15 protein-coding genes and 6 pseudogenes are annotated in these 17,027 nt (G+C 70.2%); 12 read left to right on the forward strand and 9 right to left on the reverse strand.

The window, feature by feature from the left end; all coding sequences use genetic code 11:
• Positions 1–51: 51 nt before the first annotated feature.
• On the reverse strand, positions 52–1,122 hold the full coding sequence (locus ABVB68_RS05490) for a DNA topoisomerase IB (protein ID WP_353599710.1): 1,071 nt from the start codon (positions 1,120–1,122) through the stop codon (positions 52–54).
• 337 nt (positions 1,123–1,459) lie between these two features.
• On the opposite strand from ABVB68_RS05490, the pseudogene ABVB68_RS36850 reads away from it, so the two are divergent.
• Together ABVB68_RS36850 and ABVB68_RS05495 are read left to right on the forward strand one after the other, a co-directional pair.
• A pseudogene (locus ABVB68_RS36850) lies at positions 1,460–1,812 on the forward strand (hypothetical protein).
• Positions 1,809–2,041, forward strand: a pseudogene (locus ABVB68_RS05495) (hypothetical protein); the annotation flags it as partial. The pseudogenes ABVB68_RS36850 and ABVB68_RS05495, both read left to right, overlap by 4 nt.
• Positions 2,042–2,070: 29 nt before the next feature.
• Here ABVB68_RS05495 and ABVB68_RS05500 read toward each other — a convergent pair.
• Positions 2,071–2,409 (reverse strand): MerR family transcriptional regulator, encoded by a 339-nt coding sequence (locus ABVB68_RS05500; RefSeq protein ID WP_353599711.1) that lies wholly within the window; start codon positions 2,407–2,409, stop codon positions 2,071–2,073.
• A 598-nt stretch (positions 2,410–3,007) separates the two neighbouring features.
• Here ABVB68_RS05500 and ABVB68_RS05505 point away from each other — a divergent pair.
• The gene (locus tag ABVB68_RS05505) at positions 3,008–3,367 is read left to right on the forward strand and encodes a hypothetical protein (RefSeq protein WP_353599712.1); all 360 of its coding nucleotides are present in this window, start codon (positions 3,008–3,010) and stop codon (positions 3,365–3,367) included.
• Positions 3,368–3,519: 152 nt separating this feature from the next.
• On the opposite strand, the gene ABVB68_RS05510 is transcribed toward ABVB68_RS05505, so the two are convergent.
• Positions 3,520–4,659: a PucR family transcriptional regulator gene (locus ABVB68_RS05510; RefSeq protein ID WP_353599713.1), complete on the reverse strand. Its 1,140-nt coding sequence runs from the start codon at positions 4,657–4,659 to the stop codon at positions 3,520–3,522.
• Positions 4,660–4,746: 87 nt separating this feature from the next.
• Between ABVB68_RS05510 and ABVB68_RS05515 the strand changes: the two genes are divergently transcribed.
• From ABVB68_RS05515 to ABVB68_RS05545, 7 genes and pseudogenes are all read left to right on the forward strand, one after another.
• Complete coding sequence (locus ABVB68_RS05515) at positions 4,747–5,802, forward strand: ferredoxin reductase (protein ID WP_353599714.1); 1,056 nt, start codon at positions 4,747–4,749, stop codon at positions 5,800–5,802.
• 7 nt (positions 5,803–5,809) lie between these two features.
• Positions 5,810–6,928 carry a fatty acid desaturase family protein gene (locus tag ABVB68_RS05520; protein ID WP_353599715.1) on the forward strand — a complete coding sequence of 373 codons (1,119 nt, stop codon included), beginning with the start codon at positions 5,810–5,812 and terminating at the stop codon, positions 6,926–6,928.
• 58 nt (positions 6,929–6,986) lie between these two features.
• A pseudogene (locus tag ABVB68_RS05525) lies at positions 6,987–7,064 on the forward strand (DUF6207 family protein); the annotation flags it as partial.
• A 63-nt stretch (positions 7,065–7,127) separates the two neighbouring features.
• A pseudogene (locus ABVB68_RS05530) lies at positions 7,128–7,224 on the forward strand (transposase); the annotation flags it as partial.
• A gap of 117 nt (positions 7,225–7,341) precedes the next feature.
• Entirely contained in the window at positions 7,342–8,523 is a 1,182-nt protein-coding gene (locus tag ABVB68_RS05535; protein ID WP_353599766.1) for a sensor histidine kinase, read from the forward strand.
• Entirely contained in the window at positions 8,510–9,181 is a 672-nt protein-coding gene (locus ABVB68_RS05540; protein WP_353599716.1) for a response regulator, read from the forward strand. Before ABVB68_RS05535 ends, ABVB68_RS05540 begins: the two co-directional genes overlap by 14 nt.
• Before the next feature lie 215 nt (positions 9,182–9,396).
• Positions 9,397–10,665: a serine hydrolase domain-containing protein gene (locus ABVB68_RS05545; protein ID WP_353599717.1), complete on the forward strand. Its 1,269-nt coding sequence runs from the start codon at positions 9,397–9,399 to the stop codon at positions 10,663–10,665.
• A gap of 50 nt (positions 10,666–10,715) precedes the next feature.
• On the opposite strand, the pseudogene ABVB68_RS05550 reads toward ABVB68_RS05545, so the two are convergent.
• From ABVB68_RS05550 to ABVB68_RS05570, 5 genes and pseudogenes are all read right to left on the reverse strand, one after another.
• Positions 10,716–11,009, reverse strand: a pseudogene (locus ABVB68_RS05550) (NADPH-dependent FMN reductase); the annotation flags it as partial.
• A 155-nt stretch (positions 11,010–11,164) separates the two neighbouring features.
• On the reverse strand, positions 11,165–11,917 hold the full coding sequence (locus ABVB68_RS05555; protein WP_353599718.1) for an alpha/beta fold hydrolase: 753 nt from the start codon (positions 11,915–11,917) through the stop codon (positions 11,165–11,167).
• A 61-nt stretch (positions 11,918–11,978) separates the two neighbouring features.
• Entirely contained in the window at positions 11,979–13,121 is a 1,143-nt protein-coding gene (locus ABVB68_RS05560) for an FAD-dependent oxidoreductase (RefSeq protein WP_353599719.1), read from the reverse strand.
• A gap of 234 nt (positions 13,122–13,355) precedes the next feature.
• A complete protein-coding gene (locus ABVB68_RS05565; protein WP_353599720.1) occupies positions 13,356–14,051 on the reverse strand; it encodes a TetR/AcrR family transcriptional regulator in 696 nt (231 codons plus the stop codon).
• 1,005 nt (positions 14,052–15,056) lie between these two features.
• The gene (locus ABVB68_RS05570; RefSeq protein ID WP_353599772.1) at positions 15,057–15,251 is read right to left on the reverse strand and encodes a hypothetical protein; all 195 of its coding nucleotides are present in this window, start codon (positions 15,249–15,251) and stop codon (positions 15,057–15,059) included.
• A 74-nt stretch (positions 15,252–15,325) separates the two neighbouring features.
• Here ABVB68_RS05570 and ABVB68_RS05575 point away from each other — a divergent pair.
• Together ABVB68_RS05575 and ABVB68_RS05580 are read left to right on the forward strand one after the other, a co-directional pair.
• Positions 15,326–15,694, forward strand: a pseudogene (locus tag ABVB68_RS05575) (MmyB family transcriptional regulator).
• Entirely contained in the window at positions 15,646–15,960 is a 315-nt protein-coding gene (locus tag ABVB68_RS05580; RefSeq protein ID WP_353599767.1) for a hypothetical protein, read from the forward strand. The pseudogene ABVB68_RS05575 and the gene ABVB68_RS05580 overlap by 49 nt, the downstream one beginning before the upstream one ends.
• Before the next feature lie 19 nt (positions 15,961–15,979).
• On the opposite strand, the gene ABVB68_RS05585 is transcribed toward ABVB68_RS05580, so the two are convergent.
• The gene (locus ABVB68_RS05585) at positions 15,980–16,987 is read right to left on the reverse strand and encodes a sugar phosphate isomerase/epimerase family protein (protein WP_353599721.1); all 1,008 of its coding nucleotides are present in this window, start codon (positions 16,985–16,987) and stop codon (positions 15,980–15,982) included.
• Between the last annotated feature and the right edge of the window lie 40 nt (positions 16,988–17,027).

Genomic DNA, 17,027 nt, shown 5'->3' on the forward strand with positions numbered 1-17,027 from the left:
GTATCCGTGCGGAGACCACTTCGGCCACTGCGTAGCGCGTGAACGAGCCGGCTACCGGCACGGCGTCGACGCAGCGTCGGAATACCTCTCACGCGCCTCGGACGGGTGTCCGTTGCGGAGCATGCGCAGCACCGCCCGCTCCACGGCTCCGTGGGTGGCGGGGACGCCGTACGCGCCCTCGTCGCCCAGGTGAGTCAGAGCGGCGGCGACCGTGACGCCCTCCTCGTACAACTCGATCACCCGTGGGCTGATGTAGGAGGCACGGCAGACCGCAGGCGTGTTGCCGAGATACCCGGCCACCTCGCGCGTCGCCCGGACGATGGCCCGGCGCCGGGCGCTCTCGCTGGGTGCCACGGATTGGGAGACGGCCAGTGCCACGGCGGCCATGACGGTGGCGTGCCAGGTGCGGAAGTCCTTGGCGGTGACCTCGAGACCGGCCAGTTCCTTGAGGTACGCGTTGACGTCCTGGCCGTTCACGGTGTGCCAGGAGCGCTGTTCCCAGTAGGCCAGGAGCCGGTCACCACCGCCTCGGCGCCGCAACAGCGCCGTGAGGCAGCGGCAGGCGGCGGGATCGGCGACGGTCTGGACGATCTCCTTGCCGTGCTTGCCGGTGTAGGTGAACAGGACCGCACCCGCGTGGCAGCGGGAGTGCTCGCGGAGCAGCGTGGTGAGGCCGTAGCTGTTGTTCAGTTCGGTGTAGCGATCGCTGCCGATGCGGAAGAAACCGAGGTCGAGCAGACGTACGCCCGTGGCCAGGACCCGGTGCCGGGTCAGCCCGCGGTCGTGCAGATGCCCCTCGACAGCCTGCCGCACCACGGGCAGAGCATCGGCGACATCGAGAACGTGCGCGTGCTTGGCCTGCTCTTGCTCCGCACGGAACTGTGGATGGTAGAGGTACTGGCGGCGGCCGGCGGCATCGGTACCGACGGCCTGCAGATGCCCATTGGCCCTGGTGCAGATCCACACGTCCCGCCAGGCCGGCGGTATGACCAGTGCCCGGATCCGGGCCAGCTCAGCCGGATCGCGCAGCGGCTCCCCGTGAGCGTCCAGGTAACGAAAGCCGCGTCCATGGCGCAGGCGGCGGAACCCGGGGTCGGTGGGACGGCAGTGACAAAGACGCATCCCGACCTCCTGACCGCGCTTTGCTGCGTTGGCGGTTCCGACCGTCCCGTGCCGTGCCCTCCGTGTGCATCCGGATCGAAGCCCTCTCGCTCTGGTACCCACCCACATCCCCCGCACTCCGGGCAAACCGCCGTTCGGTGACATGTGCGGCGTCATCGGTGCGGGGATCTTCGAGTCATCGTCCTTCCGCGACCGGCGCTGTGGTTCGCCCACAACGACCGACGCCAGACCCACCTCTCCGAGCTTCATACGGAGTCGAGGCGCTCGGGCGCCACCGGCGACGGCTCCGTCAGTTGCCTGCGGATCGCTCGGGCCGACGTCTTTGCGATGACGCATCATGTGGAGCAAAGGCCAGGTCAGAGGCGCTTTCCCGGCTCGCTGTGCAGCTCGAAGGCGCCCAGTGCGTCAAACGAGCGTCACTGAGTTGCACGGCCCGACCCAGGGGGTCGTGGAGCTGCACCTGGCCTGGTCCGGGATGATCTCGTACGACATGAGCAAGCATCGTCAGCGCATGGGCCTGTACCGCACCGTCCTGCACGAGGGCCTGCGTGATGACCTGCCCCGGTATCTCGACCGGGACCTGCTCCTCCAGCTGTGGCCGGTACTGCGCACCTCGTCGGCCGCACTGTGCGCACCGTCCGGGAAGACACCTTCCCTCAGCTCGCCTCCCGCTCCCAGGCAGCCGCGTGACGGACGTGCCGGAGCTGCACACGCGGCTCCTGGCGGACGTGATCGCCCTCGGCTCCCCGTACCCGCTGGTTCTCACCGGCGGGTGCGGGCGCACCACCTCGTGAACCGCCCCAGCCAGGACCTCGACGTCGCCACCGAGAACCCGGCGCCCATGGCGGGCATCGCGGCCACGCTCCGGGCCGGCCTGGAAGCCCGCGGTGGGAAGGTGCGGGCGCTGGAGACCGCTCCGCACCGCCGATACCGGCGGGCCCGCTCACCTCAGGCTGCGGCCGATGGACTGGACGATCCGCCGGTGCGGCGGTATTCGGCGTTGATGCGCTGGGCTTCTTCGAGTTGGTCTTCGAGGATGATGATCCGGCATGCGGCCTCGATCGGGGTGCCCTGGTCGACGAGCTCACGCGCGCGGGCTGCGATGCGCAGTTGGTAGCGGGAGTAGCGGCGGTGCCCGCCCTCGGAGCGCAGTGGTGTGATCAGTCGCGCTTCGCCGACGGCGCGGAGAAAGCCGGGAGTGGTACCGAGCAACTCGGCGGCCCGGCCCATCGTGTAGGCGGGGTAGTCGTCGTCGTCGAGACGGCTTAGCGACTCGTCTGCTGTCATCTCACCTCTCTGTGGAACGGGTAGAGGGGCCTTGGTGCCGTTTGGCACCAAGGCCCCGAAGGAACTGCAACACCATCTGCCGGCCCTAGTGCTGCGCCGGCCTTCTTTTTCCGCCCAGCCGCCTGATACTCCGACGGGGGTGCGGGGATCGCGGATGCGTGACCGGAGACCACCTGCCTATCGATGTCCTGCGGTACCCGGGCTCGCGTCTTCCGCCCGGGCGATCCTGATGGTGCTCGACTCCTCCGTTCTTCCCTCGGAACCAATCACTTGCAAACAGGGACTGCGTACTACTGGTACTGCACCGCGTCAGCTGCGGTCCTGCTCGCGGCGGCCCCTCATCACTTCAGGCCACCCGGTCCGGTCGTCAGTCCCGTCGCCGTCGTCCAACTGCCTGGCTTCGGAACTCCACCACCGCACCGTCATACGCGTACTGCTGCCCGGCAGTTCGTGTCTGCCGGGCCTTGCTCGATCTCGCCTACGGAAGAAACCGTAATCACAGAGACACCGAATGTCTACCCCGGCGAGCATAGATTTGCTGCGGCTCGACGACGAGGTGTTCCGCTGAGCCGATCTGCGGTGCATAGAATCCGATCCCATGCCGAAGCCTGACGAGCTGCTCGTAGCGATAGCCGCCCTTGTGGAGTCCGGGCAGAGCAATCAGATGTCCCTGACCGTGGTCACCAGTGGTGCTGTCATCACCGGCCGGCTGGCTCCGGAAGCCATGTGGAGGCAGAGGGTGTCTGAGGTGCTGACGGACTCCGCCGACCTGGGCGAGTTCTCCGCCGTCTTCGACGCCCCCGCGAGGAGGGACGGACCGCCCACGCATCTGCATTTCCACGTCGCCCGGATCCTGCAGGGCACGGTGGGGATCCCGGAGACAGGCGGGATGTACCGCGTCGCGATCGAGGACGTCGGTGCTTGGACCGTGGGCGACTTCAGCTACTCCGACCACTGACTCACCGACCCACGGCACACCGTGAGGCCCCACCGGCACGCTTCCGTGCCGGTGGTCGCCGCAACACCCCGGTTCGAGGGGTGCGACGGACTTCGAGATCCGGAAGGATCGGCGGCCTCAGGGGGCCAGGAGACTGACGGTCGAAGGACGCGTCAGCCGACCCGAAGACCGACCGCCAGCGTCAGTTCAAGGACCCGGTGCGGCGATGCGAGATCCGGGAACAGCTCCCGCAGCTGCGCCATCCGGTACCGGACCGTCTGGGGATGGACGTACAACGCCGCCGCCACCTCGTCCCGCCTGCCCTGGTGCAGCAGCCACGCCCGCAACGTCTCCTCCAGCCGCCGTGCGGTCGCGACAGGCAAGGCGTGCAACGGTGCGAGGGCGCGGGCACGCAGGTCTGCCAACGCGTCAGCGTCGGCGCTCAGCACCAGCTCGGGCAGGTGGTCCTCGGTGTCGCGAATATCAGCGGAGAGGGAGCGCGCGCGGACGGCTCGTGCGTACGAGGCGGACGCACGAGTCCATGGCCGGGCCGGGCCGACCACTGCGGTGCGGTCGGTCAGCTGCCGCAGGAGATGTGATCGGTCGGCATCGGGGACGAGCAGCACACCGGTGGCGTCCGGCAGATCGTCGAGGACGAGGGTGCCCGGGTCGAGCGCTCGGTAGGCGGGCCGGGCCTGGGCGGCGGGCAGCAGGACCGCGGTCACCGAAACCGGAGGCTGCCACCCGGCCCGTTGAGCAGAGGCCAGCAGCACGTCCGGGCTCGCGCCGGCGAGGAGATCGCGGGCCAGGTGTTCCAGGTGGCGCTCGTGGGCCCTGCCCCGGGCGGCCAGTTCGTCGGCGTGGCCCGCGGCGCTCGCGGCGGAGAGCTCGTCGATGTAGGCGAAGGTCAGCTCGGCGAACTTGGCCACCTCGGCGGCGGGCAGACCTGCGGGTACGGCACCCGCTGCCAGGCATCGCCAGGCCACGCGGGCGCCCACGCGGTAGGCGCTGAGCAGGGCGTCCATCGAACGGCCGTCGCGCACCTCGCCGCGGCCCAGCTCGTAGGCCGCGTCACCGCCGTCGCCGCCCGTGGCGTTCCCGCTCGCGACGTCCAGGTAGTGCCCCAGGGCGGTGCGGACGGCTCGGCGGATGGTGCCGCCCATGCTGCCCGAAAGGGCGTTGGCGTAGGAGGGGACCTCGTCGATGATCGCCTGGACGACCTCGTCGGCGGTGGTCTTCAGCGCGGCCCTCAGTGCGGTGACCGTCGTCTCATCCAGGGCCAGTTCGCCGGCCCTCTGGGTTACGCGACTCACGTTTTTATTCCCTGCGAACAATTCCACCCACCAGATTCACGTCCTACGGTCAGGACTTTACGCCCTGAGACGCAGCAAGCTGGAGTCATGACGAGTGCAACCCTCCGCGGCAGGGCGTGGAAACTGCTGGAGATGGTCACGACGCCGCTGCTGCCGTCGGACTACCTCGACCTGGTCAGCCCCCTGCGTGCGGGCGCCGACCTGCGGGGGCGCATCGAGGCCGTGCACCCCGAGACGGATGACGCCGCGACCATCGTGATCAGACCGGGACGGGGCTGGCGCGGCCACACGGCCGGTCAGTACGTGCGGATCGGGGTCGACGTCGACGGGGTGCGCCTGTGGCGTGCCTACTCCCTCACCTCGCCGACGAACCGCCAGGACGGCCGCGTCACGATCACCGTGAAGGCGATCCCGGACGGCAAGGTCAGCAACCACCTGGTCCGCAGGGTGAAACCGGGCATGCTGATCCAGCTCGACCAGGCGACCGGTGACTTCGTGCTGCCGCAGGTCAAGCCCGCCAAGGTGCTCTACCTGACGGCCGGAAGCGGCATCACGCCCGTGATGGGCATGCTGCGCGACACCGAGTTCGACGACGTCGTCATGGTCCACTGCGCACCCCAGCCGCAAGACGTGATCTTCCGCAGCGAGCTGCACGACCTGGTCGCGGCCGAGAAGCTGCGGCTCACCGAGGTGCACACCGACACGGACGGCATGCTCGACCTCGCCCGTCTCGACGAACTCGTGCCCGACTGGGCCGAGCGCGAGACCTGGGCCTGCGGGCCCGCGGGCCTGCTCGACGCCGCCGAAAGGCACTGGAGCGAGCACGGCGTACAAGAGCGCCTGCACACCGAACGCTTCCGCCCGACCATCGTCGCCGCCGGCGACGGCGGCGAGGTCACGTTCAGCGCCACCGGCAAGACGGTCGTCGCGGACGGCGCCACGCCGTTGCTGGACATCGGCGAGGAGGCCGGCGTGCTCATGCCCTCCGGGTGCCGTATGGGCATCTGCTTCGGCTGCGTCACGCCGCTCAAGGCGGGCGCCGTCCGCGACCTGCGCACCGGCGAGATCACCGAGGCCGAGCCGGGCGTCCTCATCCAGACCTGCGTGTCCGCCGCAGCGGGCCCCTGCGACATCGAACGGTAGGAGAACTTTGACCGCCATCGACCCCACCGCCCACCTGACCGCGGAGCAGATCGAGGACCTAGGCCGTGAGCTGGACGCGATCCGCGACGAGGTGATCGCCGGCCGCGGGGAGAAAGACGCCGCCTACATCCGTAAGGTCATCTCGGCGCAGCGCACGCTCGAACTGGTCAGCAGGGGCGTGCTGCTGTTCTCGATCTTCCCGCCGGCGTGGCTGCTCGGCACCGCCGGTCTGTCCGTGGCGAAGATCATGGACAACATGGAGATCGGCCACAACATCCTGCACGGCCAGTGGGACTGGATGCGGGACCCGAAGATCCACTCCACCACCTGGGAATGGGATCACGTCTCGCCGGCCGACCAGTGGAAGCACTCGCACAACGAGTTGCACCACACGTACACCAACGTGATCGGCAAGGACAACGACCTCGGCTACGGCATCATGCGCGTCGACGAGGACCAGAAGTGGCACCCGTTCCACCTCGGCCAGCCGCTGTGGAACTTCATCAACGCCTGCTTCTTCGAGTACGGCATCGCGGCGTACGACCTGGAGCTCGGCAATAACCTGAGCAAGCGCCGCCGCAAGAACCCGGAGTTCCGCGCGCGGGCCAAGGCCGTGGGCCGCAAGATCCGCAAGCAGGTGCTCAAGGACTACGTGATCCACCCGCTGCTGTCGGGCCCGTCGTTCCTCCCCACGCTCGCCGCCACGTTCACCGCGAACCTGGTCCGCAACATCTGGTCCCACTCGGTGATCATGTGCGGGCACTTCCCCGAGGGCGTGCAGGTCTTCGAGCGCCGGTCGATCAAGGGCGAGACACGCGGCCAGTGGTACCTGCGCCAGATGATGGGCTCGGCGAACATCAGCGGCAGCAGGGCCATGCACTTCATGACGGGCAACCTGTCGCACCAGATCGAGCACCACCTGTTCCCGGACCTGCCGAGCAACCGGTACGCCGAGGTCGCCGTGAAGGTGCGCGCGCTGTTCGAGAAGTACGAGTTGGAGTACGTCACCGGACCGCTGCCCAAGCAGGTGTTCTCCGCGTGGCGCAAGGTCTTCCGGCTCTCGCTGCCGAACAGGAAGCCCGAGGTCAGAACGCCGGACCGCGAGCAGGAGCTCGTCGCGGCCTGATTCCCGGTACTGGTTCGGATCTTCCGGCCGTACCGGCGGCACCGCCGGGTCCGGTGAGATCCGTAGCGGACGGTGGGCGACCGCGACATCGGACCGTACGACACAGGATCCGCGGCAGCCCGGTGTCCGGCCGCGCTGCCTGACGTGCGCCAGGAGCTCAGCACACAGCCCACGGCGAGGTGTCGTGGTGCGCTGCCCTGTCATGGTCGGCGACGGCAGCGGCTTCCCGAGCGCCGCCCACCTGGCCTCCTGCGCCGGCCTCGCACCGGCCACCACGTCCTCGGGGACCTCCGTCCGCCCAGCATCGAACAGCGTGAGGGTCGGAGGCCCAGCCGGTCCGAGCGGCCAGGTTCGCCGGTCCGTCGGGAAGACCGCGTCCGGAAAGGATCAGTAGTGTCGGACGGATGGGAGTGATGGACGGCAGGTGGCACGGGTGGGGCACCGATGCCGGGTTGGTCGTGCTGACATTTCTGCCGGCGCTTCTGTCGCAGCCGTACGTGGATTCCTCTGGGCCGGCTTGGGCGTCGCTCACTGCGTACGAGGCGGTCGGCGTCGTGGTCCTGCTGCTGCGGCGGCGGCTACCGGCCACCGCCTTCGTCGTGGGTTTCGGGGCTCTTCTGATGGCACTGGTGGGGAGTGCGAGCGAGGGAGCCAAGCTGTCACCCCTGGTCTTCCTGCCGCTGGCGGTGCTGCTCTACAACCTGGGACATCACGGTGCGAACCGGAGGCGGACGGTGTCGGTGGTGCTGGGCGTCGCCGTGCTGGGCGTGGCGGGTCTGTGGCTGAACCGGATGACGACCGATTCCAGTGACTTCCGGGGCGGTCTGGACGTCCTCGCTGCGCTGGCCCCGATGCCGCTGGCCTGGGTGATGGGGTTCGCCGCACGGACGCGGCAGACGCTGCTGGCCGCGGCGGAGCGGCGGGCCGCCGACGCACGCCGGGCGCAGGCTCTGGAGGCGGCGCAGGCCGCGCAACGGGAGCGGACGCGGATCGCCGGTGAGATGCACGATGTGGTCGCGCACTCGCTGACCCTGCTTGTCGTGCACGCGGAGACTTTGCGGGCCCGCGGTGGCGAGTTGCCCGACTGGGCCCGTGCCCAGGTCGACGGGCTGGCGGCGGCGGGCCGGCAGAGCGGCGGTGAGCTGCGGGACCTGCTGCGGATGCTGCGCGACCCCGCGGACGCGGTCCCGCTCCGGCCGGCGCCGGACCTTGCCGAATTGGACGCGTTGCTGGACGGTCACCGTGCCATGGGAGGAGCGGTCGAGCTGACGATGGATCTCGCGCCGGAGGCTGTGCCGGGAGCGGTGCAGCTGACGGGTTACCGTGTCGTGCAGGAGGCACTGGTCAACGCGCGTCGGCACGCGCCCGGGGCGCCGGTCCGGGTGAGTGTCGAGTCGGTTGCGGGACAGTTGCGCTGCGAGGTCGTGAACGGCCCCGCCGCGCGGCGTGGCGCGGCCGATGCGGGCATCGGACTTGGTCTGGTCAGCTTGGAGGAACGCGTGGGTGCGCTGGGCGGCGACCTCACCGCAGGCCCGACCGGCGACGGCGGTTTCCGCGTGGTGGCCACGATGTCGTTGGAGTGTGCGGGTGACTGAGCAGATCAGTGTGCTCGTCGTGGACGACGAGCCGGTCATCCGCGCCGGGCTGAGCGCCATCCTGGACAGCCAGGCGGACATCACCGTGGTGGGCACCGCGGACGACGGCGAGAACGCCGTCGAGGCGTGCGCACGGCTGCGGCCGGATGTGCTGCTGATGGACATCCGTATGCCGCGCCGCGACGGCCTGTGGGCACTGGCCGAGCTTCAGCGCCGTGGACTGACCGGGTCGGGGCGCAGCCGGGTGCTCATGCTGACGACGTTCGACCTGGACGAGTACGTCGACGACGCGCTGGCCGCCGGGGCGTCCGGCTTTCTCCTGAAGAACAGTTCGTACGAGGAGCTGACCGGGGCCGTACGCGCCGCGGCGGCCGGGCACAGCACACTGAGCCCCGCGGTGACCCATCGGATCATCGAGGGCCATCTCCGTGGCCGGCGGCGCCCCGGCGAGCATGAGCTGGCGCGGCTGAGGACACTGACCGAGCGGGAGGCCGACGTGCTGCGTCTGATCCGCGACGGCCTGAGCAACGCCGAGATCGCCGACCGGCTCGTGGTGAGCGTGCACACAGTGAAGACACACGTCAGCCGTGTGCTCACGAAGACCGGATGTCAGAGCAGGGCGCAGGCTGCGGTGCTGGCCAGGAACACCTTGTCCTGACCCGTCCCCGGTGGGCGGGCGGCGAGGCGCCGTCTGCCGCGGGGTCGTTCCTTGGAGTGACCCCGTGTCGGAGGGAAGCCCTCCATCGAGCGATGTGCCGGGGGCGCGCCGCTGGCTGAATGGTCGCTGTGCGCGGAGCCTTCCAACGCCTTCGACGGGGTGAACGCCGGATCCCTCCACGCACGTAGCAACTGCCCGCGCCGAAGGGAACCGCCATGTCCGCACACACGCCGTCCAGCCGTCACCGGGTTCTTCGAGGGGCACTGACCGTGGCGTTGGCCACCTGCCTGGGCGCGGTCCTCGTCGGCTGCTCGGACGACGGGCAGGACGGGGCCGAACCCGCGGCCGGGTGGGGTACGGCGAACACGGCGGCCGCCGGGCGCCTGAGCGTCCTCGCGCAGAAGGCGGCCGACACCGGCTCCCTGGGCGTCATCGTCCGGATCGACCGCGGCGACGGGAAGCCTGTCGAGATCGCCCGCCAGGCCGCCTGGACGAAGGACGACCACCGCCTCGCCGTCGGCGACCGGTTCCGGGTCGGATCCAACACCAAGACGCTCACCGCGACGCTCGTCCTGCAACAGGTCGCCGAGAAGCGGATCGGCCTCGACGACACGGTCGAGAAGTGGCTGCCCGGACTGGTCAAGGGCGGTGAGCACATCACCGTACGGATGCTGCTCAACCACACCAGCGGCCTGGGAGACTTCCTGCTGACGCCCGAGTTCCTGCCCTCGCTCACCGGTCAGGAGCAGCGCACATGGCGGCCGGAGGACCTTCTCGCCACCACTCCCGAGCAGGACCCGCCGACCGAGCCGGGCGAGGAATACTCTTACAGCAACGCCAACTACGAGGCCCTCGGGCTGATCTTGGAGAAGGCCACCGGGAGCAGCCTGGCGGAGCTGATCGAGCAGAAGATCACCAAGCCGCTCGGCATGAAGGACTCGTTCCTGGCCGCGGACGCCGCCTGGCACGCCGGGAAACGCCACGCGACCGGCTACGAACCGGACGCCAAGCGTCTGAAGGCCCTCCTTTCCGGGACCGTGGACCTGCCCGAGGGCGTCGGATTCGCCGGGCCCGAACGCCCCGGGGACAACATCGACACCACCGCCGTCGACCCGAGCTGGGCGTGGGCGGCAGGCGGCATGGTCTCCACCGCGCGGGACTGGCAGCGCTTCCTCACCGCGCTCGTGTCCGGCCGGTTGCTGCCCGAGGCCCAGATGAAGCAGATGCGCACCACCGTGGACGCCCCGGAGGAAGGCGGAGGTTACGGTCTGGGCCTGATGAAGGTGGACACCCCCTGCGGCACGGTCTGGGGTCACACCGGCGGCCTGCCCGGCTACTCCAGTGAGATCTACACCGACGCCACCGGCACCCACAGCGTCGCGGTCTTCACCCTCACGAACTTCGGCATCAAGGAAAAGAAGGCCGCGACCGCGAACAAGGCCCTCGTCGACGCGGCCACCTGCCGGATGCTGGGCAACCCGTAGCCGTCGAAGCCGTAGGAGACGAGGCCGACGGCCTTGTTGTTCCACTCGGCATGGACCCGGTCGAGGGCGTTCTTCAGGACGCCGGGGAAGGGGTGGTCGTACTCGGGAGTGACGAGCACGTAGCCGTCGTAGGCGGCGACAGTCGTGGCCCGCTGCCGGGTGTGGGGGTGGGTGTAGCGGCCCATGGCGGGCGGGAACGGTTCGTCGATCTGCGGCAGGTCGACCTCGGCGAGGTCGACCGGGTCGTAGTCGGCGTCGCCGCGCTCTCGGGCCTGCTCCAGGATTTGTTGTGCGACGCGTTCGCCGGCACGTCCGGTGCGGGTGCTGCCGAGAATAATCGCGATCTTTCGTCATCATGCCTCCGGCGGATGAAAGGGATGGCCGGTTCCCCGCCCGCGGGTGCTCGGTCTGCCACCGCGCGTGATGAGTCCCGCGGGCGCCCGCTTGCCGAGGGGCGGTGCCGGTGGCACCCCGCAGCCGGGGAACCAGAGGGCAGAGTTCAGTGGCCGGTGGCCGAGGCCCGGGGGGTGAGGAAGGAGTCCAGAGCGGTGAAGACCGCCTCGGGCTTCTCGCGGATGGGCAGGTGTCCTGCGCCGGGGACGAGTTCGAACCGCGCGTGGGGGAACGCCGCGGCGTAGGCGCGGCCGAAGTCGGGGGTGACGACGGTGTCGTCGGCGCCCCAGATCACCAGCACCGGGCAGGTCACAGTGGAAAGGCGGGGCAGCATGCCGACGTCTCCCATGACCGGGCCTGTGTAGGCGCGCATGGCGGCCATCGACCGCGCGGACGGTCCGCCCCGCGGCGCCGGTCCTCCGGCAGCCAGAGCGGGTGGCCCGGCGGGCACGGTGATGTGCCGGCCGGGTATGACGGGGCCGATGGCGTCCATGAGGACGAGCTGGGAGATCCGGCCCTCGCGGTCGTCCAGGACGGTCTGGGTGGCGACCCAGCCTCCGAAGGACGTGCCGATCACCGTCACGTCGTTCAGTGAGAGCTGGCCGAGCAGGTCCAGGTAAACGGCGGCGAGGGCGGGCACGCAGTCCAGATCGTCGGGCCGTACGGTGCCCTCCCAGCCAGGGTGGGTGGGCGCGACCACCCGGTGATCCGGTGCGAGGTGATCGGTCAGGGACGCGATGCTGGACGGGCCGGCGCCGCCGTGCAGGACGAGGACCGGGTTGCCGCTGGTGCCGGCCTCCCGCACTTCGAGGTCGAGGCCCGGCCGTACGGGAAGGGTGCGCTGCAGGGGTTCCGTCATGGACTGCTCCTGGATGCGGGGTGCTCGGTGGCTGGGGGCGCGGTGGCCGTGAGAGCGGGCCTCACTGGGCTGCCGGGCCCGAGGTGAAGAAGGCGACCATCTGCTCCAGCCCCCGCTCGCCGAACATCGTGTCCAGGTTGGCGGCGGACTCGGCGGCGGACTCCTCGCCGCGCGGGAAGAGGGCCTCCTCGTACGCGGCCAGGGCGGCCTCGGTGTCGCCGGGGTGGGCGGCGATGGCCAGGGCGAGTTCGGCGCCGTCGAGCATGGCGAGGTTGGCGCCCTCCCCGGCGAAGGGGGACATCAGGTGGGCGGCGTCACCGAGCAGTGTCACGCCCGGGACGCGGTCCCAGCGGTGGCCGACGGGCAGGGCGTGGATACGGCGGGGGGTGATCGTGTCCGCGTCGGCGACCAGGGCGCGCAGGCCCTCGTCCCAGCCCTCGAAGTGGGCGAGGACCGCGGCCTTGGCGGCGGCCTGGTCGGTGAAGTCGACCGTGTCCAGCCAGCCTTCGTCGGCCTTGAGCGCGGTGTAGACGTGGAGACTGCCGTCGCTCTCCCGGTGCGCGAGGACACCGCGCCGGTGCCCCAGGGCGATGAAGAACCCGCCGCCGACGACCGCGGCGCTGCGCGGGTGGCGGGTGTCGGCGTCGAACAGGTCGGTCTCGACGAAGGAGATGCCGGTGTAGGCGGGCCAGGCGCTCGAGACCAGTGGCCTGATCCGCGACCAGGCGCCGTCCGCGCCGATCAGGAGATCGGTGGTGACGGCCGAGCCGTCGGCGAACGTCACCTCGTGGCGCCCGTCGCCCAGCGCCCGGGCCCCGGTGACCTTCCGGCCCCAGTGGATCGTGCCGTCGGGCAGGGAGCCCAGCAGCAGATCCCGCAGGTCGCCGCGGTCCACCTCCGGCCGGCCGCCGGTGGCGTCGTCCTCCTCGGCCACGTGCACCGTGCCGTCGGGGCCGAGCAGGCGCATGGCCTGACCGCCCTCGTGGACGATCTTGATGAAGTCGTCGTGGAGGCCGGCGGCGTGCAGGGCCTTCTGCCCGCTGTTCTCGTGGATGTCGAGCATCCCGCCCTGGGTGCGGGCCGCCGTCGACGCCTCCAGCTCGAAGATCGCCGACTCGATGCCGTTGACGTGCAGGACGCGGGCGGCGGTCAGGCCGCCGAGACCCGCGCCGATGATCGCGATCGGGAAATGAGTGGTGCTCATGGGGGCCTCCGAAAGCAGTAAGGGGAACGCCTCGGTGCGCCGAGTCATCGCCGCCGACGCCGCAACGGCTCCTCGCAGGGGCGGCGTGCGCGACGGGGCGGCACAGGATGCCTGGGCCACCCCTCCACCGTAACGAACACGTTCGTTGCGAACAAGTTCGTCCGAGGGTGAGGGCGAGGAAGACTCGCGTCCCCGGCCGCATCCGCCGTCAGGGCGGGCCGCCCGGCCCCGGGCTCAGTCCCCTGCGCCCGGGACGGGTGTGTGGGTGATGCCGTTGACGAGGACGTCGAAGCTCCAGCGGATCCTGTCCGGCACCGAGCCGCCGATCAGGGCGGGCATGTGTGCGGTGATCGCCGGATGCCTGGCGGCGTCCACGGCGTGCAGTGCACGCACCGTGGCGTTCCAGTCCTCCTCGGAGGCGGGGTCGTGCTCCCGCGTCGAGTGCTCGGCGGCGGTGGCTGTCGCATCCTGGAGCAGTTTGTCCACCCCCCAGGCGACCTGCTCGCGGCCGGCCCCGCTCTGCGAGAGAAGATCGAGGATGCGCTCCACCAGGCGCAGGTAGTTCTCGCCGCTCGGGCGGGCGACGAGCGCGGCCCGCGCGAGCTGCGGGTGCTCGAACAGCACCTGGGTGTACGACGCCATGACGGCGCGGAGCTGTTCGCGCCAGTCCGCACCGCCGTCCCGTCCGGTCAGGTCGACCTCGCCGAGCAGGGAATCCAGGACGGCCGCGTGCAGCTCGGCGGTGTTGGCGACGTAGACGTACAGCGACGCCGGACCGGTGTCCAGTTCCTGCGCCAGGCGGCGCATCGTGACCTTCCCCAGCCCCTCGGCTCGCATGATCCGCACGGCGGTGTCCACGATCCAGCGCCTGGACAGCGCGGGCTTCGCCGGACGCTCCCGGCGGCTGATCGGCTCTCTTCTCGCAGTCATAACCCGATCGTAACGAACGTGTTCGAGCTGGGGAGTTGCCCGGTTCGCCCTCGGTCTTCAGCATGCTGGTTCCGGCTTGCCCAGGGCCAGCGAGGGTTGCCCGCGCTGGGCGGAAGACTTGCACGGGTCAGGCGCGAGAGCGGAAGTGGCCGGCCACCGACCGTCCGCGCGGCCTGCTGGGTTTCCGCCTCCTGGCGCTCGCGTTCGTCGGCTTCGGCCTGCGCTTGCTCCGTGGCGGCCCTGCTCTGGCAGTCCGCGCACAGATCCGGGCGGGATAGGCGGCATCGCGCTGTACGACTTGGTCACCTGGATGCCTTTGGATGCCTTGCCGGCTTCTCGGTTTCGCCCACCGTGACGGGATGCTGCACCGGCTCAAGGCGCCCGTGGTTACCGGTCCCCCATGCCGGCATATGACGAAACTCCCACCGCCCCAGGCCGTGTCTCGCTGTTGACCGTGATCGAGGGCGCACCGCATCGTGCCCGGCAGCCCGCGCGGGACTCCTCAACATCGGCAGAACAGCCCGTACGGCGGGGTGCAGGTAATCCGCAAGTGGTTCAGCTTCCGCAAGCGCAAGCCAGACGTGGAACGGGAAGACGGTCAGCAACGCGAGAACGGCGGCCAGGGGCAGGCCGACCGTCCGCTCGCGCGGGGTACTTGGGATCACCGGGGAGCTCACACGGCTCCAATCCAACAGGGAGAAAACGTTCACCGGCGGCGTCCGGGCGTCGCAGGGCTCGTCCGCATTCCACCCAACCGCGTTCCGCGGCCGTCAGGGAGTTCCTGTGGAGGGGTGTACCGGCGGTACGGGCCGGGCTCCGGCGCTGGGTTGTCCGGTGTCGGGTGGGCGAACCACCGCGCCGCGCGGACACCAGGTGATGCCGCGGCGAGAGGGCCCGCAGCCCTCTCGCGGAGCACTCCTGCGGGTCAGGCGATGGTGGCGGTGTCGATCAAGGAGGCCGGCCTGCCCGACTTCGGGGCGGCGGCAGGTCTCCGGGCAGCGACGCTCAGAAGTTTCCCAGCTCGCCGCCATCAGCGTAGAGTGCGACACCCGCATCGTACGCGGCAACGTCGGCGGTGTCTCCGAGGACATCCTCGACGCCCTCGCCGGCGCTTTGCGCCTGGACGATGTCGAACGCGCCCACCTGGCCGCGCTGGTCAGCGCCGCCGACAACCCCCACCGCGACGACGGCACCAGCCACGTACGGCCCAGCCTCCAGCAGATCCTCGACACCATGACGGGGCCGCCGCCTTCGTCCGCAACGCCCACCTGGACATCCCCACCACCAACGCTCTCGCCCGCGCCCTGTACGCAGAGGCCCTCGACAGCGACGAGCAGCCGCCCAACCTGGCCCGCTTCGTCTTCCGCGACCCCCGCGCCCGAGGCTTCTACCGCGACTAGGAGGGCATCGCCCACGACGCGGTAGGCGGACGGCGCGCCGAAGCTGCCCGCACCCCCGCCGACACCGACCTCGCCGACCTCATCGAAGAACTCGCGACCCACAGCGCAGAGTTCGCCCAGCGCCGGACCACCCACGACGTCGAGTACTACCGCAGCTGCCAGCAGCGCTTCTCCACCACCCCGACGTCGGCGACATCGACCTCGACTACAACGCCCTCGAAGTCCCCGCCGACCCCGGGTTGACCATCGTCACCTACACCCTCGCACCCGCCGGGCGGCACGTCGCAGCTTTCGCGCGTCTCCGCGGGCGGGACAGCGCAGAGCGTCAAACGAGCGTCCTGATCCCAGGAGCGGACCGCAAGGTGCACCGCCGCCTTCGCAGGCCATGCAGCCCTTCCCACCCGGTGCGGGCACGGCCGGATGAGAGGCCATCGCGGAACCACAGGGGCACGACCCGCCGTGGTCGGCTGTGGCCCTACCGGGCGGGCGCCGGCCACCGCCGGGGGTGAGGCGTTGGTCGCGAAGTCATCAGTCGCCCGAAGAGAAAGCCGAGTCGAAGGACTGGGCCGACGGCTCGATCGCCACGAGCTTGCGAATGAACTGCAGAGCGTCCGGGGCGCCGACCAGGCGGTCCATGCCGGCGTCCTCCCACTCCACCGAGATGGGTCCGTCGTATCCGATCGAGTTGAGCATCCGGAAGCACGCCTCCCAGGGCACGTCCCCGTGCCCGGTGGAGACGAAGTCCCAACCACGGCGCGGGTCCGCCCACGGAAGATGGGACCCGAGGCGGCCGTTGCGCCCGTTGAACCGCTTGACCGACTCCTTGCAGTCGACGTGATAGATGCGGTGCTTGAAGTCCCAGAGGAAGCCGACCGGGTCCAGGTCCTGCCAGACGAAGTGTGACGGATCGAAGTTGAGCCCGAACGCCTCCCGGTGGCCGATCGCCTCCAGGGTGCGCACCGTGGTCCAGTAGTCGTAGGCGATCTCCGAGGGGTGGACCTCGTGGGCGAAGCGCACGCCGACCTCGTCGAAAACGTCGAGGATGGGGTTCCATCGCTCGGCGAAGTCCGCGTAGCCGCGCTCGATCATCTCCGGCGGAACCGGCGGGAACATCGCCACCGTGTGCCAGATCGAGGAGCCCGTGAAGCCGACGACGGTCTTCACCCCGAATGCGGCAGCGGCGCGCGCGGTGTCCTTGACCTCCTGCGCGGCGCGCTGCCGGACGCCCTCCGGCTCGCCGTCGCCCCAGATGCGGGCGGGGAGGATGCCCTTGTGGCGCTCGTCGATGGGGTGGTCGCACACGGCCTGGCCCGTCAGGTGGCAGGACAGAGTCCAGCAGCGCAGGTTGTACTTCTCCAGCAGGGCGCGGCGGCGCGGGATGTAGTCGTCGTCGGTCAGGGCCTTGTCGACCTCGAAGTGGTCGCCCCAGCAGGCGATCTCCAACCCGTCGTACCCCCACTTCGCCGCCAGCCGGCACACGTCCTCGAACGGCAGGTCGGCCCACTGGCCGGTGAACAGGGTGATCGGGCGTGGCATCTCGGTTCCTCCGGTGGTTCGTGGCTCTGTGGTGACTCGG

Source organism: Streptomyces sp. NPDC096012 (assembly GCF_040426375.1).
Classification (GTDB): Bacteria; Actinomycetota; Actinomycetes; order Streptomycetales; family Streptomycetaceae; genus Streptomyces.

Coding starts and splice junctions, on each gene's coding strand:
- ABVB68_RS05490 (WP_353599710.1), bottom strand. CDS start 1,122: ATGCGTCTTTGTCACTGCCGTCCCACCGACCCCGGGTTCCGCCGCCTG.
- ABVB68_RS05500 (WP_353599711.1), bottom strand. CDS start 2,409: ATGACAGCAGACGAGTCGCTAAGCCGTCTCGACGACGACGACTACCCC.
- ABVB68_RS05505 (WP_353599712.1), top strand. CDS start 3,008: ATGCCGAAGCCTGACGAGCTGCTCGTAGCGATAGCCGCCCTTGTGGAG.
- ABVB68_RS05515 (WP_353599714.1), top strand. CDS start 4,747: ATGACGAGTGCAACCCTCCGCGGCAGGGCGTGGAAACTGCTGGAGATG.
- ABVB68_RS05535 (WP_353599766.1), top strand. CDS start 7,342: ATGGACGGCAGGTGGCACGGGTGGGGCACCGATGCCGGGTTGGTCGTG.
- ABVB68_RS05545 (WP_353599717.1), top strand. CDS start 9,397: ATGTCCGCACACACGCCGTCCAGCCGTCACCGGGTTCTTCGAGGGGCA.
- ABVB68_RS05555 (WP_353599718.1), bottom strand. CDS start 11,917: ATGACGGAACCCCTGCAGCGCACCCTTCCCGTACGGCCGGGCCTCGAC.
- ABVB68_RS05560 (WP_353599719.1), bottom strand. CDS start 13,121: ATGAGCACCACTCATTTCCCGATCGCGATCATCGGCGCGGGTCTCGGC.
- ABVB68_RS05565 (WP_353599720.1), bottom strand. CDS start 14,051: ATGACTGCGAGAAGAGAGCCGATCAGCCGCCGGGAGCGTCCGGCGAAG.
- ABVB68_RS05585 (WP_353599721.1), bottom strand. CDS start 16,987: ATGCCACGCCCGATCACCCTGTTCACCGGCCAGTGGGCCGACCTGCCG.